Origin of the sequence: Nostoc sp. CMAA1605 (assembly GCF_021596505.1) — a bacterium.
In the GTDB taxonomy this organism is placed as follows: Bacteria; Cyanobacteriota; Cyanobacteriia; order Cyanobacteriales; family Nostocaceae; genus Trichormus.
Genome location: NZ_PJIZ01000002.1, coordinates 134070 through 160436, shown reverse-complemented (window position 1 = coordinate 160436; position 26367 = coordinate 134070). Strand labels below are relative to the sequence as shown.

At 41.9% G+C, this 26367-nt stretch carries 19 protein-coding genes, 4 pseudogenes and 1 CRISPR repeat array; of the genes and pseudogenes, 11 read left to right on the top strand and 12 right to left on the bottom strand.

Going from position 1 to position 26367, the window contains the following annotated elements:
• Positions 1 to 50: 50 nt before the first annotated feature.
• Positions 51 to 857: pseudogene (locus CV014_RS01615) on the bottom strand (gamma-glutamyltransferase); the annotation flags it as partial.
• A 110-nt stretch (positions 858 to 967) separates the two neighbouring features.
• Here CV014_RS01615 and CV014_RS01610 point away from each other — a divergent pair.
• The gene (locus tag CV014_RS01610; protein WP_236140414.1) at positions 968 to 2203 is read left to right on the top strand and encodes an RNA-guided endonuclease InsQ/TnpB family protein; all 1236 of its coding nucleotides are present in this window, start codon (positions 968 to 970) and stop codon (positions 2201 to 2203) included.
• Here CV014_RS01610 and CV014_RS01605 read toward each other — a convergent pair.
• Positions 2159 to 3166, bottom strand: a pseudogene (locus tag CV014_RS01605) (gamma-glutamyltransferase family protein); the annotation flags it as partial. The gene CV014_RS01610 and the pseudogene CV014_RS01605 sit on opposite strands and share 45 nt — an antisense overlap.
• Positions 3167 to 3349: 183 nt before the next feature.
• Here CV014_RS01605 and CV014_RS01600 point away from each other — a divergent pair.
• Both CV014_RS01600 and CV014_RS01595 read left to right on the top strand, forming a co-directional pair.
• Positions 3350 to 4498: an AAA family ATPase gene (locus CV014_RS01600; protein WP_236140439.1), complete on the top strand. Its 1149-nt coding sequence runs from the start codon at positions 3350 to 3352 to the stop codon at positions 4496 to 4498.
• Positions 4495 to 5103, top strand: a complete 609-nt coding sequence (locus tag CV014_RS01595; protein ID WP_236140413.1) for a DUF4276 family protein — start codon at positions 4495 to 4497, stop codon at positions 5101 to 5103. Before CV014_RS01600 ends, CV014_RS01595 begins: the two co-directional genes overlap by 4 nt.
• Positions 5104 to 5126: 23 nt before the next feature.
• Here the strand turns inward: CV014_RS01595 and CV014_RS01590 are convergent, their stop codons facing one another.
• From CV014_RS01590 to CV014_RS01560, 7 genes are all read right to left on the bottom strand, one after another.
• Positions 5127 to 5867, bottom strand: a complete 741-nt coding sequence (locus CV014_RS01590; protein ID WP_236140412.1) for a phytochelatin synthase family protein — start codon at positions 5865 to 5867, stop codon at positions 5127 to 5129.
• 137 nt (positions 5868 to 6004) lie between these two features.
• Positions 6005 to 6673: a Coq4 family protein gene (locus CV014_RS01585; protein ID WP_236140411.1), complete on the bottom strand. Its 669-nt coding sequence runs from the start codon at positions 6671 to 6673 to the stop codon at positions 6005 to 6007.
• 105 nt (positions 6674 to 6778) lie between these two features.
• A complete protein-coding gene (locus CV014_RS01580) occupies positions 6779 to 7411 on the bottom strand; it encodes an ABC transporter permease (RefSeq protein ID WP_103135829.1) in 633 nt (210 codons plus the stop codon).
• Positions 7408 to 8166, bottom strand: coding sequence for an ATP-binding cassette domain-containing protein (locus CV014_RS01575; protein WP_236140410.1), 759 nt, complete (start codon positions 8164 to 8166; stop codon positions 7408 to 7410). Before CV014_RS01575 ends, CV014_RS01580 begins: the two co-directional genes overlap by 4 nt.
• Before the next feature lie 97 nt (positions 8167 to 8263).
• Entirely contained in the window at positions 8264 to 9925 is a 1662-nt protein-coding gene (locus CV014_RS01570) for a hypothetical protein (RefSeq protein WP_236140409.1), read from the bottom strand.
• 111 nt (positions 9926 to 10036) lie between these two features.
• The gene (locus CV014_RS01565) at positions 10037 to 11938 is read right to left on the bottom strand and encodes an ABC transporter permease subunit (RefSeq protein WP_236140408.1); all 1902 of its coding nucleotides are present in this window, start codon (positions 11936 to 11938) and stop codon (positions 10037 to 10039) included.
• Between the two features lie 24 nt (positions 11939 to 11962).
• A complete protein-coding gene (locus CV014_RS01560; protein WP_236140407.1) occupies positions 11963 to 12913 on the bottom strand; it encodes an ABC transporter ATP-binding protein in 951 nt (316 codons plus the stop codon).
• 432 nt (positions 12914 to 13345) lie between these two features.
• Between CV014_RS01560 and CV014_RS01555 the strand changes: the two genes are divergently transcribed.
• The 3 genes from CV014_RS01555 to CV014_RS01545 all read left to right on the top strand — a co-directional run bounded on the left by CV014_RS01555 (position 13346) and on the right by CV014_RS01545 (position 18073).
• Positions 13346 to 14137, top strand: coding sequence for a fatty acid desaturase (locus tag CV014_RS01555; RefSeq protein ID WP_236140406.1), 792 nt, complete (start codon positions 13346 to 13348; stop codon positions 14135 to 14137).
• Positions 14138 to 14247: 110 nt separating this feature from the next.
• A CRISPR array of direct repeats spans positions 14248 to 15918; the repeat unit is 37 nt; unit sequence GTTTCAGTCCCCTTGCGGGGAAATAGTTAATGGAAAC.
• Positions 15919 to 16538: 620 nt separating this feature from the next.
• Positions 16539 to 17525 carry a hypothetical protein gene (locus CV014_RS01550; protein ID WP_236140405.1) on the top strand — a complete coding sequence of 329 codons (987 nt, stop codon included), beginning with the start codon at positions 16539 to 16541 and terminating at the stop codon, positions 17523 to 17525.
• A gap of 188 nt (positions 17526 to 17713) precedes the next feature.
• Positions 17714 to 18073 (top strand): hypothetical protein, encoded by a 360-nt coding sequence (locus tag CV014_RS01545; RefSeq protein ID WP_236140404.1) that lies wholly within the window; start codon positions 17714 to 17716, stop codon positions 18071 to 18073.
• A gap of 79 nt (positions 18074 to 18152) precedes the next feature.
• Here the strand turns inward: CV014_RS01545 and CV014_RS01540 are convergent, their stop codons facing one another.
• Positions 18153 to 20603 (bottom strand): ATP-dependent Clp protease ATP-binding subunit, encoded by a 2451-nt coding sequence (locus CV014_RS01540; protein WP_236140403.1) that lies wholly within the window; start codon positions 20601 to 20603, stop codon positions 18153 to 18155.
• Positions 20604 to 20835: 232 nt separating this feature from the next.
• Between CV014_RS01540 and CV014_RS01535 the strand changes: the two genes are divergently transcribed.
• Entirely contained in the window at positions 20836 to 21132 is a 297-nt protein-coding gene (locus CV014_RS01535) for a DUF3288 family protein (RefSeq protein WP_236140402.1), read from the top strand.
• Between the two features lie 45 nt (positions 21133 to 21177).
• Positions 21178 to 21378, top strand: coding sequence for a hypothetical protein (locus CV014_RS01530; RefSeq protein ID WP_236140401.1), 201 nt, complete (start codon positions 21178 to 21180; stop codon positions 21376 to 21378).
• On the opposite strand, the gene CV014_RS01525 is transcribed toward CV014_RS01530, so the two are convergent.
• Together CV014_RS01525 and CV014_RS01520 are read right to left on the bottom strand one after the other, a co-directional pair.
• Positions 21352 to 22737 (bottom strand): MlaD family protein, encoded by a 1386-nt coding sequence (locus CV014_RS01525; RefSeq protein ID WP_236140400.1) that lies wholly within the window; start codon positions 22735 to 22737, stop codon positions 21352 to 21354. The genes CV014_RS01530 and CV014_RS01525 overlap by 27 nt on opposite strands.
• A gap of 16 nt (positions 22738 to 22753) precedes the next feature.
• Positions 22754 to 23536 carry an ABC transporter ATP-binding protein gene (locus CV014_RS01520; RefSeq protein WP_236140399.1) on the bottom strand — a complete coding sequence of 261 codons (783 nt, stop codon included), beginning with the start codon at positions 23534 to 23536 and terminating at the stop codon, positions 22754 to 22756.
• A 117-nt stretch (positions 23537 to 23653) separates the two neighbouring features.
• On the opposite strand from CV014_RS01520, the gene CV014_RS01515 reads away from it, so the two are divergent.
• From CV014_RS01515 to CV014_RS01505, 3 genes and pseudogenes are all read left to right on the top strand, one after another.
• A complete protein-coding gene (locus CV014_RS01515) occupies positions 23654 to 25153 on the top strand; it encodes a phytoene desaturase family protein (protein WP_236140398.1) in 1500 nt (499 codons plus the stop codon).
• Between the two features lie 184 nt (positions 25154 to 25337).
• Positions 25338 to 25817: pseudogene (locus CV014_RS01510) on the top strand (toll/interleukin-1 receptor domain-containing protein); the annotation flags it as partial.
• Positions 25818 to 25955: 138 nt separating this feature from the next.
• Positions 25956 to 26333 (top strand): annotated as a pseudogene (locus CV014_RS01505) (Clp protease N-terminal domain-containing protein); the annotation flags it as partial.
• Positions 26334 to 26367 lie beyond the last annotated feature (34 nt).

Sequence of the window (26367 nt, the reverse complement as noted above, 5' to 3'; positions counted from 1 at the left end):
TAGTTAGACAGTAGTTGTGCTATTTTTCTTGTCTTTCTGGAGACTGAGATTTAAAAACCTCTAGGAGAGCCTTCACCGCGAGGATCGGCTGCACCTTCTAGGTTATTGTCAACAGTAACAGCGATCGCGTTAACATTTCCCCAAGGCTGACTTTCTTTTATATTGTGTCCTCGGCGACGTAACTCTTGCAGAGTCATTGCATCTAAAGCCCAAGTTTCTACTCGCAACTCATCAGGAAACCACTGGTGATGTATGCGCGGAACAGATATTGCTGCACCAACATCCATATTGTATTCCAGCACATTCAGCACTACTTGCAAGACCTGAGTGATGATTGTGCTACCACCAGGCGCACCTACTACCATCCGCAGACGGCCATTTTCGCTGATAATTGTCGGTGTCATGCTAGAGAGGGGAGTTTTGCGTGGTGCGATGGCGTTGGCTTCGTTACCTAATAATCCAAAAGCGTTTGGTATTCCTGGTGCAGCGACAAAATCATCCATTTCATTATTCAAGACAATACCCGTTCCCGATGCCACTACTCCCGCACCATAACCGTGGTTGACGGTGAATGTCAGACTAACAGCATTGCGTTCTGTGTCCACAACATTGAGATGACTCGTTTCAGGAGACTCATAACGAGTTGCTAGTTGCAGTCTGCGATTGAGGGGAATCTGAACTTGGGGAAGATTTTTCAGGAGAATTGGTTTGATTTGGGTTGCAGGAGTAGCTTGATCAGGATTAATCTCACTCCGGCGTTGTCTTGCGTATTTGTCACTCAGTAATGCTTGCACAGGAACTTTGACAAAATCAGGATCACCTAAATATTGTGCGCGATCGCTATAGGTAATTTTCATCTAGCACCCCCATTCCTCTCGCCGCTATACCCGATAGGGTATAGCGGCGAGAGGAATGGGGTGAAGCTCCTTGCTGTTAATAACCTTTGTGGATGAGTTACAATATTAGTATGACTCAATCCATATCTGTAAAATGCAAGCTTATAGTTCCCTCTAACTTGTGCGACGAAATTGACCGCACGTTGGAGGGGTTTGCTGATGCTTGCAATCAGATATTGGAGGTAGCCAAGCACGCGAATTGCTGGAATACCACCAAGTTGCACCACAAGGTTTATAAACCTGTGCGTGAAGCTACAGGGTTGAAAGCTAATCATGTTTGTCAGGCTATTAGACGAGTTGTTGGTAACGCTAAAGCTGTTAAGCAAATCCACGCCACTTCGCACAAGTCGGGAAACCCGCCCAAGCGAGTGGCTCACAAGTTTAGACCCACCTCTATTAGTTTGGATGTTCGCACCTTTGTTTATAAGGAAGAAACCCAATCTGTAGGGGTGACTTTGATGTGTGGGCGAGTTGAATTTAAGTTGTCCATTGGTGGCTATCAAATTGCATTGCTGAGGGGTCAAACTCCAACCAGTGCGACGTTGAAGAAAACTAAGCAAGGGCAATACTTTATCAACTTCGTTGTTGATATCCCAATTCAACCTACTGGCAAAACACCCAAGGTAATTGGGGTTGATTTGGGCAGACGAGATATCGCTACCACTTCCACTGGTAAATCGTGGAATGGCAAGCAGATTCAATCGGTTCGTGACCGTTACAGTAAGGTCAGAGCGAAAGTTCAAAGCAAACGCACGCGCAGTTCTAGGCGACTGATGCGAAGGCTCTCCGGTAGAGAACGCCGCTTTCAAGAATGGTTGAATCACAATATTTCTAAGCAACTTGTTCAAGATGCAAAACGGATAAACGCGGCACTGGCTTTTGAGGATTTGACTAACATTAGAGAGTCTTTGAACCAAAAGCCGAGAAGCAAAACAGAACGTCGCAGAACTAACAATTGGGCGTTCTATCAACTGCGTTTGTTTGTTGGGTACAAAGCGAATATCGCTGGTGTTCCAGTGGTATTTGTGCCGCCTGCCTACACAAGCCAGACTTGCTCTCGTTGCCACCACATTCACCCGACCAGGGGAAAGTCGTATCGCAACGGAAAAGTTTTTAAGTGTGGGCATTGTGGATTTGAGCATGATGCTGATATAAACGCGGCTAATAATATTGCTGTTCTTGGGGTGACTTTTGTAAACTCGCCCGAAATTCCGGGGATTGCTTGTCAATTAGAGGGGCAGTTGTCTCTCTTCCCGATAGGCGAAATCTGGGATAAAGCTCCCGCTATAATTGGTACTCCGATTTAGCGGTGAGTTGTTTACTGTTTCTGTCATCAGGTGTAAAGCATTGGGATGATGCCAACCCCAGGATTTTAAATCTGCATCACCGATGATGTTTAACATCTGCAATAACAATACACCACCGGAAGAAGGTGGTGGCATAGAACATACTTGAAATTGGCGGAATTTTCCACATACAGGAGTCCGCCAGATTGGTTTGTAGGTTTTGAGGTCAGCTAAAGTAATTAAACCGCCATTTTTCGCCATATCATTAGCGATCGCACGGGCGATATCACCAGTATAAAAACTTTGGGGATTTTTAGCGATCGTTGTTAAAGTGCGTGCTAAATCCCGTTGGATTAATTTTTCCCCTGGTTGATAAAATTCGCCGTTGCGGGTGAAAATTGCCCTGGCGGCTGGGTTATTTAAAATTACTTGCAGACGATTATTATAGACTGAAGCGGAACGCCAAGTAGGTTGGTGACTGAGAGTAAAACCATTTTCAGCTAGAGCGATCGCAGGTTTTAAAACTTCCTTCCAAGGCAGCTTACCATAACGACGGTGAACTTCATACATTCCTGCCACCGTCCCTGGTGTAGCCACGGCTAAATAACCCTTAACACTTGCATTGGGACGCACCTTTCCATCTGCATCTAAGTACATATTTCTTGTAGCCTTGAGGGGTGCGCGTTCCCGAAAATCTAAAGCTTTGATTTCGCCAGTTTTCTCGTTACGCAACAATAAAAAACCACCGCCACCAATGCCGGCGGAAAATGGCTCAACTACAGATATAGCAAAAGTTGTGGCGACTGCTGCATCAACGGCGTTACCACCTTGGCGTAACATCAAAAGTCCCGCCTCACTCGCCAAGGGATGGGCAGATACTACCATTGCCTTTTTGCTGCGTAAAGGTAAGGTGATGCTGGCTGATGCTACTTCGGTGTAGCAAAGCAGGCTGAGGGAAAGTATGGTAAATGCAAGCTGCTTCATTTGGGTAAAAATAGATAGATATTTCAACACAAAGGGGCGCGTTTACCCAGAAGATTATGAAGGGTGAATGACAGACATTTATTTGGTTGTAGGAATAATTGAGAGTTGAAATTAGGGAGATGATTTGTTTAACATCATAAAAAAATGCGTAATAATTATACTGCCATAAAGTAAATAATCATGATGAATTTATTTGAAAATATACATATTCATGGATATCGTCGTTTATATGATTTATCTATCAAGATGCGTCCATTAACGGTGATGATTGGGGCTAATGGTGTAGGTAAAACTTCACTTTTAGAGATTTTTTTACTCTTAGCAGCCTCAGCCAAAGGTCAGTTAGAACCCAAAATTTCTGAATGGGGGGGATTGAGTGAGATTATGACTCGTGATCGCTCTCATAGTTTAAATATTTCTTTGTCAATGAGTGTACCCAAATATGCACCACTTGATTATCATGTAGAAGTGATTCCTAAAGCTTTATCCTATGAAATTGCTTTAGAAACTCTGACACAACAAAATAATATTTACGCATCTGAACCATTTAAGCATATTGAATCTCGCGGTTTAGATGTCAAATATTTTAGCCCAGATGATCAAAAGCTATTACGTCCTAATTGGGAGCATAATCCTTTAGAAACTTCTCTGTCCCAAGTTCCTAAAATGTACCAAGAACCTGAGAATTTTCGTAAAAGATTGGCTTCCTGTAGTTTTTATGGTGCATTGAATGTTGCCCCGAAAAGTCCAGTTAGGCTTCCGCAATCAATGCGTCCGGCGACTTTACCTGGTTCTAATGGTGAGGATTTAGTCTCTTGTCTGTATTATTTACGAGAAACAGATGCTGAAAGATTTGAAATTATAGAAGATACCTTAGCTGCGGCTTTTCCCGATTTTGAGAGACTAGGATTTCCCCCAGTTGCAGCAGGTACTTTGACCATGACTTGGAAAGATAAAAACTTTTCCCAACCCCTCTATATGCACCAATTATCTGAGGGAATCTTAAGGTTTTTATGGTTAGTCACACTGTTACAAAGCCCAGATTTATCTGTTGTCACCCTCATAGATGAACCAGAAGTCAGTTTACACCCAGAATTATTAAGGCTATTGGCTGATTTAATGAGAGAAGCATCTCAAAGAACCCAGTTAATTGTTGCCACACATTCAGATAGATTAATTAGGTTTTTATCTGCTGAAGAAGTGTTAGTATGTGATGCTGAAGATGGTTTGACAACTATGAATTGGGCTGATGCTTTTGATTTAGACAAATGGTTACAAGACTATAGTTTAGATCAAGTTTGGGCTATGAATTTAATCGGTGGTCGTCCATGAAAATAGTGATTTTAGTTGAGGGTGCAACGGAAACAGCCTTTAAACCAATTCTACTAGACTTTCTAAAATCAAGATTGCAAAAGAAAATGCCTAAATTGCAATTTCTTCCCTATGATGGGCGTATTCCTAAAGCGGAAAAACTGAGGCGGATTGTGGAAAATTTGCTTAGTGGGAGTGATGCGGCTAATGCGGTGATTGCATTAACTGACGTATATACAGGTACAAATGATTTTCAAAATGGCGCAGATGCTAAAGCTAAAATGACCGCATGGGTAGGTAAAAATCCTAATTTTTATCCTCATGTAGCGCAGTATGATTTTGAAGCGTGGTTGTTACCTTATTGGTCAACAATTCAAAAGTTAGCCAAGCATAATAAATCAGCACCAGGGGGTTTACCCGAACAAGTCAATCACGATAAGCCTCCTTCGTATCACATTAAAGAAATATTTGAAATCGGTAAATGTAAACGCAGTTATAGTAAAACGCGTGATGCAGCCAGTATTTTGCGGAAAAATAATTTAATGGATGCGGTGAATCAGTGTCCAGAGTTAAAGTCTTTTTTAAATACTATTTTGTTGCTTTGTGAGGCTGATTTGATTCCATGAATGATCTCTTATATATTTGCTCATCATGGAGATTTACTAATAAATACAAATCCTCGCGTTTTACCGGAAACTGAATCAACTGTATTCATTGCTTTCCACAAATCCATTGTCTTCACCCAAACGGGCGGATATTTATAACGGGAGACATCCATAATTAAAAATCTATCTGTCTGCTCGTTATATGCGGCTAAAGGCGATATGTGTCCCCCACGTTCCTGATTAATTTCTTTGCGTAAATAATTAACAATGACAAAATTTCCTGGCTGTTGTAAATTGGCAGCCGCCATTTTTCTAAATTCCTCTATATTAGAATCGGCAGCATGATAGACTTTAACGCTCACATGATAACTAGCAATTAATCCTCCCAATTCTGCCAAAGTCATACCTTGACGTGAGACTTTTTCTGGAGTAATGACTGCTTGAGTTTTGGGATTACTAAAAAAGTTCTCTTGTGTAAAAATTCTATAGGGAGAATATTGTGGTGCTACTGGTGCAGAAATTTCCAAGCTATTTAAAACCATTACAATACTAGCGACACCACAATAGGCTTGATTATTTTGAGTAATAAACTGGCTACTTAAAGGAAAGAAGTCTTCCCGATGACGACTAGTAATTAATAAATTTTCTCCAGCGTCAGAGTTGAAATTAACTAGATTAGGAGCTAGTTTGAGAGTTTGAGATAGTGCTTGATTGCTAGCAGTGGATAAACCGATAATGGTAGCGGAAATAAAAGTTTTAATGATTGTTTGCAGCTTAAAAATCATCTCTATACTTTTTTTATAAACAAAATTGCAATGGATGTTAAACCTGAATCGTGTTAGCGATGCGTTAGCACGGTTCAGGACTCACCGCACTTTTAGGGTAGTGAGGATGTCAAGAAATAATCAATAAGATACAATTCCTAGTTGGGATGGAAAACTGTAATTCCCAATTCACTACGCCATTGAGTTAAGGGTTTTTCCCAATTATCTTCCCATTTTTGTGCCATCAAGGGTTTTGCTTTGAGTCCCATTTCCCAACCGCGATAAATATACTGCATAATGGCTGCTAATTCTGGGGTATTATTCAAGAAGTTAATAATACCAGCAGTCATAATAGCGATCGCAATGGGCGATTTCATCTGTGCTAGCTGAAAAGCTTGTAACCCCAGTTCCCCTGACGCGTCAGTCTTAAACCCAGTCACAATATGATGGATATCGTGGGTTTGACTGCGGCGCAAACTAACATAACTAATATCGTCTTTGACTTCTCTGGGACGATAAAATGTAGGATCAAAGTTGTTTGCGGTTAGATACGCTGCAAACTGATAACCCAAGGAATCTGGCGAATAGGTGAGTAATTTGGCTACATCTGGTACGGGGGCTAAATAACGTTCCTGAATAATTGCTGCTACTTCTGGTTGTGATTTGAGATATTCTACAGAGATGGTGCTGAGTTCTGTTTTAGCGAGAATCGCGTCTAAATCATAAATTGCTGAGAACGTTGCAGGGTTTTGAGTCATGATACAAAAACTCTGGAGTGCCTGAATTTGTTCAGCTAGGGGAATTTCTTGTTGGGTAGATAAAATCATGTTTAGTTCCCTTTTTTAGTCAAAAACATAAATCTATAAATACTGCTAAACCAAAAAAATTCTACTAGACTAGGGAATGATTACCCAGATAAATTTTGATGAAACTTAATTTTCTACCTTTAACTTTTTTTCTAGCCAACCAATTAAGGAATCTGCCAATAAAGCGATCGCGGCGGCTGGAACTGCACCTGCTAAAATTAACTGGTTATTCACAATAGCAATTCCTCGAAAGATAAATACGCCTAAACCCCCAGCCCCAATTGCAGCCGCAATAGTCGCAACCCCAATTGCAATCACCGTTGCAACTCTCACCCCTGCCAAAATTACCGCCATTGCTAAGGGAATTTCTACCTGAAATAACAATTGTCTATCAGTCATTCCCATCCCCCGCCCAGCTTCGCGAATTGCAGGATCTACGCTGGTAATTCCTGTATAAGTATTACGAATTATCGGCAATAAGGAATATAAAGTTAAAGCCACAATTGCCGGAACAGCACCAACTCCGCCAATTACAGGTACAGGGATTAGTAACCCAAATAAAGCTAAACTCGGAATAGTTTGTAGGATATTAACAACACCTAAAATGGGTTGTCGGAGTTGCTTTTGCCGGGTGATGAAAATTCCTAGAGGAATCCCCACAATAATGGCAATACTAATAGCAACACCTACTAAAAATAAATGCTCTAGTGTGTGTTGTAAAATTTCTGGAGCATACTTCACTAAAAAGAAATCTTTCATAGGTTGTCTTGCTGGGAACGCAGACATTGGAGAAAAGCCAGAGTTTCTGGATGTTGGGATTGCATGAATTCATCCTTGGTACCTAACACTACCAATTCTCCCCCATACATTAACCCAATGCGTGATGCTAAAACAAAGGCTTCTTGAATATCGTGGGTGACAAACACCACTGTTTTACCTAATTCCCGTTGCAACCGCCGAAATTCTTGTTGTAATTCTAAGCGCGTAATTGGATCAAGCGCACCAAAGGGTTCATCCATTAATAATACCGGAGGATCGGCGGCTAAAGCTCTAGCTACGCCTACCCTTTGTCTTTGTCCCCCCGATAATTCATGGGGATAACGCCTAGCAAATTGCGCTGGATCTAGTCCTACTAAATGTAATAATTCGTATACTCTGGTTTTAATTTGTTTGGGTTTCCAACCTTCTAAAGAAGGGACTAAACCCACATTGCGTTCGACTGTGAAATGGGGAAATAGACCAGTTTCTTGAATAACATAGCCAATTTTCCGCCGCAGTTTAATTTCATCCCATTGGGTAGTCGCTACACCATTAAATAACACCTCACCTTGGCTGGGTGTCAATAAGCGGTTAATTAATTTCATAGTGGTAGTTTTACCGCTACCACTACGTCCAAGTAATACTAATGCTTCTCCGTGATGAATCGCAAAATTGAGATTTGACACCAGAGAACGACGGTTACGACTCAGGGTAACATCACAAAATTGAATGGCAATTGAGTTAGCTTGTGGCATGACAATGAAAAATTATGCTGCCTGTTAGCCTCAGATTCTACTCTTTTGCATACCTGAGCGTAAACCTTTTCTCTCCTTGGTGTTAATTAACTACTAGCTACAATGCCTTTGTTGCTGACTCCCCAGCTTTCTTTAATTGGCGCGTCATTAGCAACAACATGAAACTCAAAAGGATTGTGTGTCCGATAATTGCCATAAGGGAAGTAATTATTATTACTTCACCTGATGTATATAAAGCAACCACGGGTGCAGCTACGGAAAATAGCCAAAGGAAAGTATAGTGTTGAGGAGAGGAAAACAGTATACCCAAAGCTACGACTGGTAAGATCATCACACCGATCATCACACCATTAGTCAAAAATAGGCGTTGTCCGTGTTTCATCAATAGAAGTAGCTGTGTTAAGGCTGCATAGATGAGGGTGAGACTACCAGCAAAGATGAGGGCGATTAAGGAGTTGACTTTATCATATTGATCACCTAAAGAAACAAGGGTAAATAAACTCAAGCCTGTAATGGCAATCATGACATTAATTGCGATCGCCAACATCGCCGGACTTTTTTCACCCCAAATCAAATCTTGAACTAAATTCAGCTTTTTACCCTGTTGAGTGCCGAAATGACGATAACGCGCCCAATCTTGTAATGTCTGACGATGGGGAGTTAAGGCTGCAATTAAATACAAGCAAAAAAACAAGTCCAGAAACATCAAACAAGCGATGTTTTCTCGCATGGCGTAAGTATAACTACCATCACCGAAGACTAATTGTGACCAGTTAGCAAAGCCTACAGTAATAATTGTGAAAGCTGATGTGAGCCAGTAACTCTGTTGTTTACTCAGCATGGTAGCATTGCGATCGCGGAAGCATCTTTGTAATGATTGCCAGAAAAAATAAGCTCCCACTAAATGAATCACTACTGTAAAACCAATCATTTCTACCCAACTATTTCCTATTAGGAAATTAAACCAACGCACATTAGTGAAATCAATCCTACTTGTGTCGGTTCCCAAGCTGGAAATCACATAGTACGGATTCATGAAATTCAAAATTATAAATGGGTGATTACTGGTATTACTATTTGTGATTGCTTGTTGAGTTATTAACAAAAATCCCAAAACTGCGCCACTTCCTAACCATGCTTGAAAGCTACCTAACCAAGAACCAACCAAGCCAAATAACAGTGATCCACTAAAGTAAAGTAAACTGGTAGTAAGAAACAGAATATAGAAACCGCAAATCAAACCTAAAGGGATTTGCGCGTTTAAACCTAACCATAAATGAAACGGAATAGCTAGGCATACTCCCAAATAGACTAAGATGGGAACTCCTAAAAGTTTACCGAAAAGAATACTTTGGGGTGATTGTGGACTCAAGCGAATAAAGTTGAGTGTATCGCGTCTTTCTTCCGTAGATAAATCATTAATGAGTAGGTAACTACCCGCCACAATAATTATAAAAATTCCCAGAATACTCAGCCAGCTAAATGTGTCTTGAAACCACACTTGCCAATTTATATCCAGATTCCCAGAATTATCTAAAAAGCATTCATTGTAAATCTCTAAATTCTGACCTCGACAATATCTATTTGAACCGATTGGTTCACTGGGTAAAAGACCTTGAAAATAAAGGAACACCACCAACTGCGTCAGGAAGGAAGCAACCATGATGATTAACACATTGCGTTTATGCAATCGCCCTTTAATCTCTCGTAATAATTGCGGATTCCAGTCTCCGATTTGATTTATCAAGTTAGTTTGCATAGTGAAAAATCCAGAAGTGTTAGATGAAAGTAACTGACACAAATGGTAGATATTTCAAGTTGATAGTCAGGAATATATTCCTAAACTATAAACCTCAGATGATTGATAGATTTAGCGTCCAGCTAATAAAGCTTTACTCGCAGATTCCCCTGCTGTTTTGATTTGCTGGTTGAGGTAAAAAATCAACAATCCTAACACTGTCAACTCAGCTAAAAGTGACATAAAAACAGTAGTAGTTGCAGAGTCTTTTACACCCGCCCAAGGAAAAGTCGAAAATAGCCACACTGAAGGATAATTTTCAGGATAAATGCCGCCTAATCCTAGAATCGCCGGTGGGAGAAACATGACTAAAGCCATAGTGCCAACTGCCCAGATACCCCGTTGAGGATTTTTTAGCATCAACATAGTTTGTAATATGGCAGCATAAATCATTGCCATGCTGACCAATAAGGCTACACTTAAAACTGCCTTCATCCTCCCAATGTCGTTCATCCAACCAAGAGCGTTGCTATTTCTGAAATTTAATACAGGTGCAATGATTATCCAAATAACTACAGGTGTCATCATAACTAAAAGGTTAATAGCAATTGCTGTCAAAGATGGGCTTTTCTCTCCCCAAATTGCATCTTTTAACCAAGAACTACGCCAAAACTTTTGCTGATTAGACACTTCATGGTAACTATAGCGTGACCAGTCTTGAATTTGCTGGCGATGGGGCGACAACATAATCATCAGGGCAAATACCAACGCCACGTTAAACAATACAATAAAAACCAAGTTTCTGCTGATTTGAAGATTCACATCATAGTAGCAATTACTCCCATAATAAGGATAACAGGAGTTATTTGCAGACTGGAGAGTAAATCCCCAAAAGATGAACTGAAAACAACCTACCAAAAAATAGCTTTGACCTTTACTTAAAACTGCTGTTTCAGGATTGCGAAATCGACGCTGTAATGCTTGCCAAGCCCAGTAGATACCAACACCGTAGTTAAATAAGTGTAAGGCTAATAAACCTACAAGACTTTTACCTAATGGTAAGTAGAAAAATTGTAATTCATCTAGGGATTGATCCCTATAATTGCGGAATAGATTACCAAATAGATAACCCATCATGTCAAATGGGCTTAATATTCTCAACCATATGGCTGTATTGCTACCATCAGAGCTATAAGAAGCTAAGTTAATAGTTGTAAACAAGAATAATAAAACTGCACCACTAGCTAACCAAGGTTGAAATCCACTAAACCAACGACTAATTAAGCCAAATAAAAGTGCGTAACTATAAAAGAAAGCGCAACAACCAACAAGCAAAATATCAAAGATGAGGATGTGGCTCAAGGCGATTTTGGCAGATAAACCGGAAAGAAAATGTAAAGGTAAGGCTGCAAATACTATCAGATAAATGACAATCGGCGCTCCTAACATTTTGCCTATTAAAATGCTCATTTCTGATTGGGGAGTCAGACGCAAAAAATTCAGTGTCCCCCGTCGTTCCTCCTGAGCTAAATTATTAATGAGCAGATATGTACCAGCTACTAACAAAATAAACACAAAAACCACACTTAATGTGAGAAAAATATATTCCCAGTGATCCCGCCACCAAAGAGTGAAATTGATTTGAGCAGTAGGACAGTATGTCTCATAGAGATTTCTATTAATATTGGTCTGTTCTGTTTGGAAACTGGCTAATTGGGTTTTTAGTGCTTGTAACTTGACTTTATCAAAGTTGGGTTGACCGCTATATATATTAATCTGTTGTTGGACTTGAGTAATTAATTGGGACAAGATATTGAGGCGTTCAAGATAACCTGGGGCTAGATTGCAATATGTCCCGGACATAGAATATTTTGCGCCAGGATAATCAGCAAATTGATAAAGAAAAGTTCCTAGTTGTCCTAATAGTGATAAGCCAACAGCAATCACTATATTAAAAACTTTGAGCCGACCTTTAATTTCCCGAAATAACTGTGGATTCCAGTTACCTATTTTATCTATGAAATTCAGCATCATTGGTGGTATCTCCCAAGTTAATGATTAAGATGCTTGCTTGTGTCCCAGTTTTAAAAATATGGTTTCTAAATCTTCTTGAACACAGTGAAAATCAGTAAGAGGAATCCCCGATGTAATTAGCGATCGCAATAATTCAGCGCAATCTTCCTGTGTACCGTTAAAATTAACTTTTAAGCCATTTTTACCTGGTAATTTCTCCCACTCTTCTACATGGGGATGATGTTTGACTGCACTTAAAAGTGCCTCTAAATCACCCAAAGTTGATAAAACTATTTGTTGGCGAGATAACCGTTGATAAAGATGTTGGAGGGAGGCACTTTCTACTAGAAAGCCTAATTCCATAATGCCTACAGAAGTACACAACTCTGCTAAGTCACTCAAAACATGGGAAGATATTAAAATTGTCATTCCTGCTTCTTGGAGTGCCTTAATAATTTCTCGGAATTGCATTCTGGCTATCGGGTCGAGTCCCGAAACAGGCTCATCCAATAACAGTACAATTGGCTCATGGATAATAGTCCGTGCTAAACTCAAACGCTGCTTCATCCCCCGTGACAGGGTAGAAATCAGACTGTTGCGTTTATTACCCAGTTGGATGAGTTCTAAAACTTCGTGTAGGCGTTGAGTGCGGCGTGGTTCTCGCAACCGATACAAACGCGCAAAATAATCTAAGTAATCCCAAACTGTTAAGTCTTCATACAGGGGATAATCATCGGGAAGGTAGCCAAGACGACGTTTGAGAGTAGGGTTACTCTTGTCACGACGCAGGCGATCGCCGTTAATATAAATCTCACCCGTAGTTGGTTCTTCTGCTGCTGCCAACATTCGGATGAGAGTAGTTTTACCTGCGCCATTGGGGCCTATCAGTCCGTATACTTCACCTGCTTGGATTTCTAACTCAACATCATTAACGGCTACGTGCCGTTCAAATTGCTTAGTTAAGCCATTGGTGCGAATTGCTAATTCTTTTGTCATAGCTGCTAGGGGTGCGGCTGTTGTTTAAACACTAACCTAACTTCTTTCTACAGCTTTCGGTAGTCTCGTTTCGGAAACTGTAACCAAAATCACGTATATCTTTAGTTGGAGGTTGTGGTTTTACCACATTCCATAGATAGAAAAACTCTACTAAATTGCGTTATCGTCTCGTAGAGAAGTCCATTACGTTAGCGTAGCGGGACGTACCCCTCTGAGGAAGCAAGCTACGCGCAGCGTCTCGGAGAGAAGTCCATTGCAAATTGTGTTAGCGGAGCGGGGCGAGAGCATCGTTGCAAATTGCGAATTGCGAATTGCGTTAGCGTAGCGGGACGTTAGTCCATTGCGAATTGCAAATTGCAAATTGGTATTAGATGGTTTTGAAACTTTATTATAAAATCCAGGTACATAAGTGATTTTTTAGATACCATTGTCATGCACAAAAATACTAATAAATCTTTAGATGAATATATAGTTAATGATCATGATGCTAATCATTATCTTTATGAATGCGCCATAGTCGCTTTTATATTATTAATAGCTTATGGCTTATCAGTAGCTGAATTAATTCCAAATTGGATTGTATTTATCATCATTTCTGTGACTCTACCCCGTTGGGTTATTAATGTACATGAACTTCTGCATATTAAAAGTAGTAAGGAGATGAATGAGATTATCAGATGTTTGGCTATCAGCCCCATACCACTCTCTCTTTTTACTCTTAGTTATCAACAAAATCATGAAATTCATCTAGCTCATCACCGTCATTCAGCAACAGAGTCTGACCCTGATGCTTACCACATCAGAGGAAATTTATTTTTGGTTATTTTGAATTCTTTTATTACACCAGAGCAAAGCTTTATTCGTTGGGTAAAAATCAACGGAATTAGTTTTCAACTAGGGATAGATTTACTCATAAAACTATTAATTTTCATAATATTAGCTTTTTTAGGCGGACAAAGATTCCTATGGTTTTGGTTGTTTCTACGAATTGTTTATGGACTAGGAGATATAGTATTTTTCCGTCTTGTTCACCACCAAAAAGGAGAATACGGAACGTTTGCCATGAAAATTCCTAATATTATCGAAACCTGGGGAGGAATAATATTTGGCTCAACGGTCATTCAAGCAACAATTCATCACGATGTCCATCATAAACATCCTCGCATTGCAGCACATAATCTAGCTGAAGCCCGGCCATACGTAATTAATTGTCCAAGCAATTAATTTTGTCATCAGTCGAACAAGGTGAATAATTAAAGGTTTGTAGTGAGAACTTTAGTTCTCAAAAAAGGACTAAAGTCCTTACTACGAACCTAAAGCGTCTATGAGTGCTGCTTGTAGTCCCCTTGCGGGGAAATAGTTAATGGAAACCAGATGAACTGAGGCGACTTGCTGACACATACAAGCGTTTCAGTCCCCTTGCGGGGAAATAGTTAATGGAAACTTGAGAATTTTGTAGGCCGTGACAATCGGTTAGTGTTTTGTTTCAGTCCCCTTGCGGGGAAATAGTTAATGGAAACTCATCTACTACAAACGCGATCGCCTGAGTGGAAGTATACGTTTCAGTCCCCTTGCGGGGAAATAGTTAATGGAAACGTCTATGTTATAGAAGTTGTCCCTAACATTGTTGGGGTTTCAGTCCCCTTGCGGGGAAATAGTTAATGGAAACCCATATCTGTTTTAAATTTCTGGTAGTTCAACCAGTCTTGTTTCAGTCCCCTTGCGGGGAAATAGTTAATGGAAACATATCAACAGGCTTCATATCCCGGTATTTTTTCATGTTTCAGTCCCCTTGCGGGGAAATAGTTAATGGAAACTGAATAAATCAGGTAATCCTGGTGCAGCCTACCAACAATTGTTTCAGTCCCCTTGCGGGGAAATAGTTAATGGAAACTCCTGTTCTCAAGTTATCTGTGGAGTGTATTGATGTTTCAGTCCCCTTGCGGGGAAATAGTTAATGGAAACGGTAAAACAGTTCAAATCTTTGCAGAAAGATGGTTTGTTTCAGTCCCCTTGCGGGGAAATAGTTAATGGAAACTAAAGTTGACTAGTGTAGCTCTAATAGTAGAGTGTTTAGTGTTTCAGTCCCCTTGCGGGGAAATAGTTAATGGAAACCGCCCACTAAGATTTGTTAGCCAGTGAGGACGCACTTTGATGCGTTTCAGTCCCCTTGCGGGGAAATAGTTAATGGAAACATCAAAAGATGGCTCACTTTCAAATTCTAACAAGTTTCAGTCCCCTTGCGGGGAAATAGTTAATGGAAACACCAATAATAGCCACACTTGTAGCAACTTGGTGAAACGTTTCAGTCCCCTTGCGGGGAAATAGTTAATGGAAACTCGCCATAGCGTGTATATACCATGAGTAATATTTAATATGTTTCAGTCCCCTTGCGGGGAAATAGTTAATGGAAACGTATGCCAGTCAGGTTTTATTATTTTCCCTATCTCCAAGTTTCAGTCCCCTTGCGGGGAAATAGTTAATGGAAACTTCTCCTCATAATCGATGATTTCAAACTGTTTTTCCATGTTTCAGTCCCCTTGCGGGGAAATAGTTAATGGAAACCTAATTACATTATCAGTTTCAACATAGAAAAAATGTTTCAGTCCCCTTGCGGGGAAATAGTTAATGGAAACGCAAACATCCCTAACAAAAACCCTATTACCTTTTGTGTTTCAGTCCCCTTGCGGGGAAATAGTTAATGGAAACCATGATTGTCCATTTCGATTGTTTTTCAATTAACACCGTTTCAGTCCCCTTGCGGGGAAATAGTTAATGGAAACAGTTTTATGAAAAATACATCCCTATGCCCTATTCCCCAGTTTCAGTCCCCTTGCGGGGAAATAGTTAATGGAAACGTTAACTATCTATTACATGAACCTGTCCCAGAAAATTGTTTCAGTCCCCTTGCGGGGAAATAGTTAATGGAAACCTACTCCCTACACCCTTACACCCGGCGCATTCACTTGTTTCAGTCCCCTTGCGGGGAAATAGTTAATGGAAACTGCTCGGTACTGAAACTTATATAGAGCAAGCTTCCTGGGAAGCATTTTGACGAGTCGCAAAATTAGGTCGATTTCAGCCCACCTTATTGCGAGTAATTCGCAACTTCCCGAATGATTGAAACGCTGTAATTATTACATTGTCAAGGTTCTGGCGATTTTGACGAATCCCCCAGGGTTTTTGCCCTCGCTTTGACTCGTCAATCATCAAGCTTATTACATCATCATAGGATGAGTATTTGCTGTTGTCGAGTATTTTCTTTAATTCAGTTTACACACTGTTTTCCCATTCTGTAACATTAGACCCATTTTCTCAGCCTACTGAAGTAAAGCTCACTGATGCGAGATACTGCATCTGCTCATACTCAGCAGCTAGAAAGCCAGGGGGAAAGAGGGGTTCAATATTTAACTCCTATCAAGCTACAAGTATTGTGAATCTTTCCAAATCCCCGTCATAATACGGAAAAAACTTTAGCGTAGCGGGACGTTAGTTCATTGCGAATTGGTTGAAAACGAAGCTTTAACCGTAAAAACTATTACATTTCATGGGCATTACTTTACAACCCATACTGAAACTGCCACAGTGAAACTTTGAGACAAAAAGTTGAACTGCACAAATCAATATGAAAAAACTTATTCTGTGCCTCATAGGTGTCAGTCTGGCGGTATTTTTAGCACTATTCTCAGAACAGACCTATGCACGCAATTCAGGTTATGAAGTGTGGCTTTCTGATCAAGGAAATACTCAAGGGATCACCTCTACAACACCAGATGGGGTGTATGGCGGCAAAGTGAGGATTTATGATAGCGCAGACTTAGAAAAGAAACCTCCTGTAAATAATCCACTGGTTTTAGATATAGCCACTGACTTATTTCCCAACGCACTCTCAACAACAGGATCTGATGTCAACAGAATTCATGGGATTATTCCCACCCCAGATGATAAATACATGACATTAAATTTTGTTGCTTCAGGACATTTGGGGATAGTAGATGGTGAAACAAAACAACCCGTGTGCTTATTTCGCTCTACCGGAACTAGTACAGGTAGGCAAAACCATATGTCTACAGTCTCCCCAGACGGAACAAAAATCCTCATCGCTAACCAAAATGGGAGAATGCTGGAGCGAGTAGATATTCAAAAAAATGCCGCCGGGAAAGTAACGGGATTTAATTATAATGCGGCTGCTAGTATTGATGTAGTCGGTGGCACAGGACGCATATTAGCTCAACCGATCGCAGTTGATGTGAATCTTGGAGATAACATTAATTGTACTGTAAGTGGACAGGTGGCAGACGGACAGCCTACTTTTACCCCCAATGGCAATCCTAAACAAGCAGCAGGAGTTCGCCCAACCAATACAGTCATTTGTCCGATTATTTCTGACAAGAGTCGTCACGCTTACCTAACTTTAGGCGGTGGTGGGATGTTTGTGGTGGACATTACAGCCACACCCATGAAGATAGTAGCTGAATACGATTTAAATATAGTTCACGCTGCGGGTTGTGGAGGACACGCAGCTAATGGATTTATGATGCTCAATACTGGAACATCTGGCCCAATATTTCCGAATTTACGGTTTATCGGTTTACACAAAACTATCCTCTAGCACCGAGCTACAATCAACCCAATCAACCATTACCTGCGGCTGTCTGGACGGATGCAGACAATGGCAAAACCATACCTGGGAACAATCGAGATGCACATGGTATGGTTGTTGTAAAAAATTTAAATTCTGGAAAGGCTAAGTATCTGCACCAGTTGGATAGGGTACGCAATAACGTAGAAGTATTTAAGATGAATGCGCCATGGGATAATCTTTACTTGCGTCACGAAGGTATGTATAGTTTGACAACTACTGGAGCTTGTGGAACAACTCTAGGTGCAGTACAAAATAATGATCCAACCCCAGATTTGGCTGATTTATCTTTAGGTAAGAATGAGGATAAGATTTATGTAGCTTTACGGGGGCCATATCCTCTGACCATAGCACACGCCGCAGCAGGCAGTTGTCCTGGATTGGGAATCATTACCCTCTCTTCTAATAAGAAAAGTGGTGAATTAACAAATGTTTTACCCACAATGATTATGAACGGAGATAGCACGAAAAACTTGAGTGACCCTCATGGGGCTATTGTGCGTCAAAAATTCAGCTAGATTTTGCATAAATTAAAAACCTCTGATAGCAACAAACTACCAGAGGTTTTTATGGCATACTATTTTGCTGATTTAAATATTAACCAGCATTTGCTAATAGTAATTCGCGTTTTTCTGAGTCGCGTACCTTAACTTGACCATCATCATCGACATCCACGACGGCGGTACAACCTTCACTGATTTCACCAGCTAGCATAGCTTCAGCAAGGGAATCTTCCAACAGGCGCATGATGGCGCGACGTAATGGTCTAGCACCGTAGCTGGGGTCATAACCTTCCCTGACTACTAGGTCTTTAAACCTTTCGGTAACTTCTAAGGTGATACCTTTTTCTGTCAGACGGCTAGCGACATCACGCAGCATAATTTCAGCAATTTGCTTGACTTCATCCTTAGATAGTTGAGTGAAGACGATAATTTCATCCACCCGGTTGAGAAACTCAGGACGGAAGTAATTTTTCAGTTCTTCGTTGACTAGGTTACGGATGCGGTGGTAACTAGCGTCTGGTTGGTTATCGAATTCAAAGCCTAAACCGCCGCCACCTTTTTCAATTACCTTAGAACCGATATTAGAGGTCAAGATAATTAAGGTGTTCTTGAAGTCTACCTTACGACCTTTTGCGTCAGTTAGGTGTCCGTCATCGAGAATTTGCAGCAGCATATTGAACACATCGGGGTGCGCTTTTTCGATTTCGTCGAATAGCAGCACGGTGTAAGGTCTGCGGCGTACAGCTTCGGTGAGTTGTCCGCCTTCGTCGTAACCGACGTAACCAGGAGGTGAACCGATGAGTTTAGATACTGTGTGGCTTTCCATGTATTCGGACATATCTAACCGAATCATGGCATCTTCTGCACCGAAGAAGTAAGTTGCTAACGCCTTGGCTAGTTCGGTTTTACCAACGCCGGTGGGGCCGGAGAAGATAAAGCTAGCGATGGGACGGTTGGGATTTTTTAACCCGACTCTGGCGCGACGGATGGCGCGAGACACGGCTGTCACTGCTTGTTCTTGACCGATAAGCCGCTTGTGTAGGGTGTCTTCTAAGTGCAGGAGTAATTCTGACTCAGACTCGGTGAGTTTGTTGACGGGGACACCAGTCCAAGAAGCGACGATTTGGGCGATATCTTCTTCGTCTACGACGATGGGGTGAGTAGCTGTTTCAGTGGAAGCGGCTTGAATTTCTGCTTCTAGGGCAATTTCTTGGTCGCGCAGTTCCCCGGCTTTATCGAAGTTTTGTAGTCTGACGGCTTCGTTTTTCGCTTTGGCGACTTCCCGCAGTTTCCGCTTGAGTTCTTTATCGTTGGAAATTTGGGAGTTTCTCAGACGTACCCGTGAGCCTGCTTCATCAATTAAGTCTATGGCTTTGTCGGGTAAAAAGCGATCGCTAATATAACGATCTGATAATTCCGCCGCCGCCATCAACGCTTCATCAGAAATCTGCACTCGGTGGTGTTGTTCGTAAACTGACCGCAAACCGTAGAGGATTTCGATGGTTTCAGATACGGAGGGTTCACCGACTAAAATCGGTTGAAAACGCCGTTCTAAGGCGGCATCGCGCTCAATATGTTGGCGATACTCATCTAAGGTGGTAGCACCAATACATTGCAGTTCACCCCGTGCTAAGGCTGGTTTGAGGATGTTGGCTGCATCTAAGCCGCCTTCTGTTCCTCCCGCACCGACTAGGGTATGAATTTCATCAATGACTAAGATGACATTTCCGGCTGTGCGGACTTCATCGACGATTTTTTTGATGCGTTCTTCAAAGTCTCCTCGAAAACGAGTCCCCGCCACCAATAACCCCATGTCGAGGCTGATGACTTGCTTACCTTCCAAGACTTCGGGGACATCTTGGTTAATGATACGCTGTGCCAAACCTTCGGCGATCGCTGTTTTACCTACCCCTGGTTCACCAATTAACACAGGGTTATTCTTCGTGCGGCGACCGAGAATTTGAATAGCGCGTTCAATTTCTTTTTGACGACCCACTACAGGGTCAAGCTTACCTTCTTGAGCGAGTTTGGTGAGGTTTCTGCCAAATTCTTCTGTGGTGAGGGTTTGGTTGCGTCTGGGACTACCAGCACCACTACCAACCGCCACTGGATCTTCACCTAAACGCCGAATCACAGCACTGCGAACATTTCTTAAGTCAACACCCAGATTTTGCAACACCTTGGCGGCGACACCTTCACCTGATTCTGTCAAACCTAAGAGTAAGTGTTCTGTGTTGATGTAATTATGACCTAGACTGTGAGCTTCTCTAAATGATTGCTCAAATAGACTTTTGACTTTAGGAGTAAAGGGGATTTCTGGTGGAACGAAACCAGTACCCCTACCAATAATTTTTTCGACTTCTCGACGTGCGTCTTTAAGAGTCACACCCAACTCATTCAGCACTTTGGCAGCAACCCCAGTTCCTTCTCCCATCAAACCCAGGAGAATTTGTTCAGTTCCTACGAAGTTGTGTCCCAGGCGACGTGCTTCCTCCTGAGCGAGCATAATCACTTTGATGGCTTCGGAAGTGAAGTGTTCAAACATAGCGGGTTCTTGCTCCCTTGCTGCTTGGACTTTGGGCGATCTAAAAATTTCACCCTTATCTAAACTTTTTTGTATTTTCTTAAAGATAATGTATCTTTATCTCTAATGGGGTGACAGTGGTGAGAGCCGTATGCACTCAGGGGTGGTAGCCGTCATCTCTAATTATCGTGCTACGGGCAGGTTTTAGTTTTAGACTCGGTAATGAGATTCCAATTTTACCACAGTATCAACTATGACCGAAAAGCACGGAAGTAAAGACCAACAGCACCCACTTTACAACCGCGATCGCCCTCTTATTGATATTCTACTAAGTCAAACCGCCACAGACTACAATTTAGCCGAATTAGCCCGTCTCAGAATCCGGTATCAAGGCTTCCCAGGCGCGAGGGACATACAAAGCGACCTAGATAAAGTTTTGCAACAATGGGGCTTAACTGAGGCGGAATTATTCGAGAAAACCCGACAATTGCATGATATTGGCGGTATTTACAAAAGTCGCGGCAAACGAGAGGAGCAGGACTGGAATTAGGCAGGGGGGCAGGGGGCAGGGGGCAGGGGGCATGGGGCAGGGGGCATGGGGCATGGGGCATGGGGCATGGGGCATGGGGCATGGGGCATGGGGCATGGGGAAAAATCTCCCTTATCTCCCTTGGCTACCAATTCCCAATTCCCAATTCCCTATTCCCAATTCCCAATTCCCCATGCCCAATTCCCAATTCCCTATTCCCCATGCCCAATTCCCAATTCCCTATTCCCCATTCCGATATTGCCGTAATTTCTGTAAAAGCTTCTCCTGAGATGAGGCAGGACTAGTGGGGTTAACCGTACTTTCAATTTTGCTAGATGTGGGGTTGTTGGTGGGTTTTTCTGGTTGCTTGGAGGTTAACGCTAATTGGGATTTACTGGCGGCGGCTTGCATTGACTCTAAAGTTACAGCAACATTGACTTGCTGTTGCATTTGGTCTGTGGACGAGACTAGGGTACTCAAACCGTTGACTAGTTGCCGTAAGTTATCGCGAAATTTGGGATCTCCGGTTAATTCGTCTAAATCTGAGGTGATTTTTTGGGTGTTTTCAAATGTCACTCTGGCTGAGTCTAGAGTTTGTTGCAGCAGCAGAGCATTTTTAGGATCATTTAATGCCTGAGTAGCATCTTTTAAGTTAGCGGATGCTTGGGCGGCGTTGGCTGAGAGTGTTTCTAAATTTTTCAGTAATTCCCCGTCGGATAACCGCGTAATGGCGGGGGAAAGGCTACTGACTGTTAACCGCAGTTGGTTGCTGGTTTCGGTGATGTTATTCAATGCACTCACTAATGTAGAACGGTTAGAGGTAACTAGTTCATCTAATTGAGTGAGTAACTTATTCGCTTGAGCTGCGGTAGTGCTGAATTGACTGGCAGTGTTACCTAGTTGGTCTACAGTCTTGGTGGTGGAAACGGTGAGTTTATTGGTGGCTTGTTGGATAGAATTGGCGGTGGCGGCAAATGTACCGATTTGTCCTTGAAAGCTTCTGCTTAATCTCCCGACATCTCGACTCAATGATGAGACGCTAGTAGCAGCTTCTGCTGAGGTTTCTAGTAATTTATTTACCCGTTGATAAAATTCAGGATTATTATAGGTAGTTGCTAATTCCGTGCTACTGCGGATGAGTTCATCTAAACTGATACCAATTTGACCTTTGAGTCGAGAACCATTGCAAACAATCAGAGTGCGATCGCAATTTTTATCCAGAGGTTTAGCAATTTTATCTTGAGTTTGTAGTGAAGATTTGGGCGTGATATCAATAATACTTTCGCTAATTAAACCACTTTGGTTAGCTTCAACTAACACATCACGAGGAATAATTAAGTCAGTTTGGGCAATTTCAATTTCTACTTCTACAGCATTTGGCTTTGGTTCAATGCGAGCAATATTCCCGACTTTTACGCCGCGATAACGTACAGGCGCGCCTTTTTGCATACCGCCAGCATTGGCAAATTCTACAATAGCTCTGTAAGAACTACGAGAGGCTGTGACTCTGTTGAGCCAGAGAATAATGACAAAAAATGCTCCTAGTCCCAGTAAAACTAATAATCCAACTGAGCCTTCCCTTAACGTCCGTCGAGATGCAAAACGAGTGGTGATAGAATCGCGCATATTATTCTTTGCCCAACTAACCAACAACCTGAATTGGCCCTTGTACACTCCCACTCATAAATTGATGAATTAATGGATGGTCTGTGTTATTTAGTTCACTAACTGAGCCTTGCCACTGCACTTTACCTTGATAAAGGAATACTAGTCTATCAGTGGTACGCCGTATTGTACTATCTTGATGTGTAACGATCGCATAGGTACTACAAACACCTTGAGTAGTCTGTAATCCCCGAATTAAATCTTCTATCACTGTAGAAGCAATGGGGTCAAGTCCGGCTGTCGGTTCATCGTAAAGTAAAACCTCTGCACCTTCCGTGGGATTATCAGGATTAGACATAATCGCACGGGCAAAACTCACCCGTTTTCGCATCCCCCCAGATAACTCCGAGGGGTACATATGACCAATACCCGGTAAACCCACCATTTCCAATTTTTCTTTGACTAATTCTTGAATACGCGATCGCGACAACTGAGAATTTTGATACAGTAAAAACCCCACATTCTCTTCCACAGTCAAAGAATCAAATAAAGCCGCCTGCTGAAACACCATACCAATACCCACAGGGTCATGACCATCTTCAATTAACCCCTCTCTTTTTACTCCTTGCACGTAAACTTCTCCCTCGTCAGGAGTAATTAAACCAGCAATTACCCGTAAAATTGTCGATTTACCTGTTCCCGAAGGGCCGATAATTCCTAAAGCCTCCCCCCGATAAATCGTCAAATCTACATTATCTAAAACCCGATTGTTCCCAAAGGATTTAGAAACGCCTTTTAGTTCAATTAGTGGTTTAGTCATTAGTCAATAGTCAATAGTCAATAGTCATTAGTCATTAGTCAATAGTGATTGGGCATGGGGCATGGGGCATTGAGAATTTAGATATATAATCTCTCTTGTCTCCCTTACACCCCTCTCATGTCTCCCCAGTCCCCCATCATCATCATCGGTAGCGGTATCGGCGGTTTATGCGCTGCGGGTTTGTTGGCGCGTTATGGTAAGCAGGTGATTGTATGTGAAAGTCATACAATGGCGGGTGGTGCTGCTCATAGTTTTAGACGACGCGGGTTTGAATTTGATTCTGGCCCCTCCTTTTATTGCGGTTTAACTGGTAAAGACAGTTTAAATCCCATTAAACAGGTGCTTGATGCTTTAGGTGAATCCATCCAAGTTATACCCTATGATCCTTTAGGTCACTACCACTTTCCCGAAACCAGTCTTGCAGTCTACAGCAATCCTGCACAATATCATCAACAGCTACACAAAATTACACCCCAAGGTGCCAAGGAATTCCAACAATTTGAGCAACGCCTTCTAGGACTCTATGAGGCGATGAAAGGTATACCTACATTGGCATTGCGCTCAGATTGGCTGGTGATTTTAGTGTTATTACAACGTTATTTGCCATCCTTGGCGAAAATGTTACCTTACCTATCCCTGGTGCAGTCTTCTGTAGGCAATGTTATGGATGCTACAGTCAAAGACCCCTGGGTACGGCGGCTGATTGATTTAGAGTGTTTCTTACTTTCTGGCTTAAAAGCCCACGGCACAATTGCCCCTGAAGTAGCATTTATGTTGGGTGAACGTTCCCGTGGGGTTGAGTATCCTGTGGGGGGGAGTGCAGCAATTGTTAATGCTTTGGTGCGGGGGTTGGAAAAATGGGGTGGAAAGTTACGTTTGGGGTGTCACGTTGAGCAAATTTTGGTAGAGTCTGGCAAAGTTACGGGTGTGCGGTTACGCAATGGTGAAGTTTTGTCAGCCGCAATTGTGATTTCTAATGCCACCCTTTGGGATACATATAATAATTTACTGCGTCCTGAAGATTTGCCTGCCGCTTATCGTGAAAGTGCTTTAAAGACTCCAGCCGTTGAGAGTTTTATGCACTTGCACTTAGGTATCAAGGCTGATGGGTTAGATAATTTAACTGGACATCATGTGGTAGTCCATGATTCTAGTCAAGATATCACCACACCAGGTAATACTTGCATGATTTCGATTCCCAGCGTGTGGGATAAAAATTTAGCCCCAGAAGGACATCATGTGGTTCATGCTTATACCCTCGAACCCTACGCTGGCTGGGAAAGCAATGATGAGTATGAAGCGAAGAAACGAGAAAAATCTCAAACTTTATACCGTGCCTTAGAGCGTATTATCCCTGATGTTCGTAAACGTGTGGTATTAGAACTCATAGGTACACCGTTAACCCATGCTCATTATTTACGAAGATATCAGGGAACTTATGGCCCAGCGATCGCAGCAGGTAAGGGGTTATTTCCTAGCACACACACGCCTATCCAGGGTTTGTATCGTGTGGGTGATAGCACTCTACCAGGAATCGGTGTGCCGGCTGTCGCTGCTTCTGGGATTTTGTGTGCGAATAGTTTAGTAAATGTGGGGCAAATGACGGAGTTATTGTAATTGGTAATTAACTTGTCCTTGCTACCACACAACTTAGTTTTGTGACCAAACAATTCGTATTCGCAACAATTCTATATCTTTGACTTGCTCACTTACTCTACAACAAAGTTAGAGTCTCAGGGAAATCAGGCAAAAATACTATAATTTATCCTAAGCGTGATTTATCCTACTCCTAAGCGCGAAAATGACAGAAGTATCTTTAAAGCTTTTCTTTTCTTACTCTCACAAAGATGAAACCCTACGAGATGAATTAGCCGACCACCTTGCTACATTGAAAAGAGAAGGTGTAATATCAAGCTGGCATGACCGCAAGATACTACCTGGACAAGAGTGGGATTATCAAATTAACGATAATTTAAACACAGCTGATATCATTCTGTTGCTAGTCAGTTCAAACTTTCTCGCTTCTGACTATTGTTGGGATGTGGAAGTTAAGAAGGCAATAGAACGCCACAACGCTGGAGAAGCTTGTGTAATTCCGGTGATTTTACGTCCTGTTGACTGGAAAGGCGCGCCATTTGCTAAACTCCAAGCCCTACCTAAAAATGCTGAACCCGTTGTATCCAGAAATTGGCATACTACAGATGAAGCTTTTATGGATGTAGCAAAAGGTATTCGTGCGGCTGTTGAAAAACTCAAACAGGAACGAGAAGAACGCCAACAAAAGCAGGAAGAGATAAGGTTGCCAAGGCAATCAGAAACAGAGCAAAAACTACAGCAGCAAACATCACATCAAGTTCCTATACCCTTAGATAGTAGTGAATTTTTCAGATACTTCACTGACGAAGCCATCAAAGTTATCATGCTCGCTCAGGAGGAAGCGCGTCGTCTAGGACATAACTTCATAGGAACTGACCAAATTCTTCTGGGGTTGATAGGGGAAGGAAGTGGGGTTGCGGCCAAAGTGCTGAATGAGTTTGGTATCACTCTCAAAGACGCACGTCGGGAAGTGGAAAAAATTATTGGGAAAGGTTCTGGTTTTGTTCAACCAGAAGTTCCGTTTACTCCTAAAGTCAAACGTCTATTTGATCAATCTGTTAGATATGCGAACAGTCTAGGGCATAATTACATCAGCACAGAACACTTACTCTTGGGATTAACAGACGATAGTGAGGCCACTGCCGCTAAAGTATTGCAACGTATGGGTGTTGATGTAAAAAGTGTCCGTACTGTGATAATTCATATGGAAAGCTCAAAATTGTGACACCCCAATT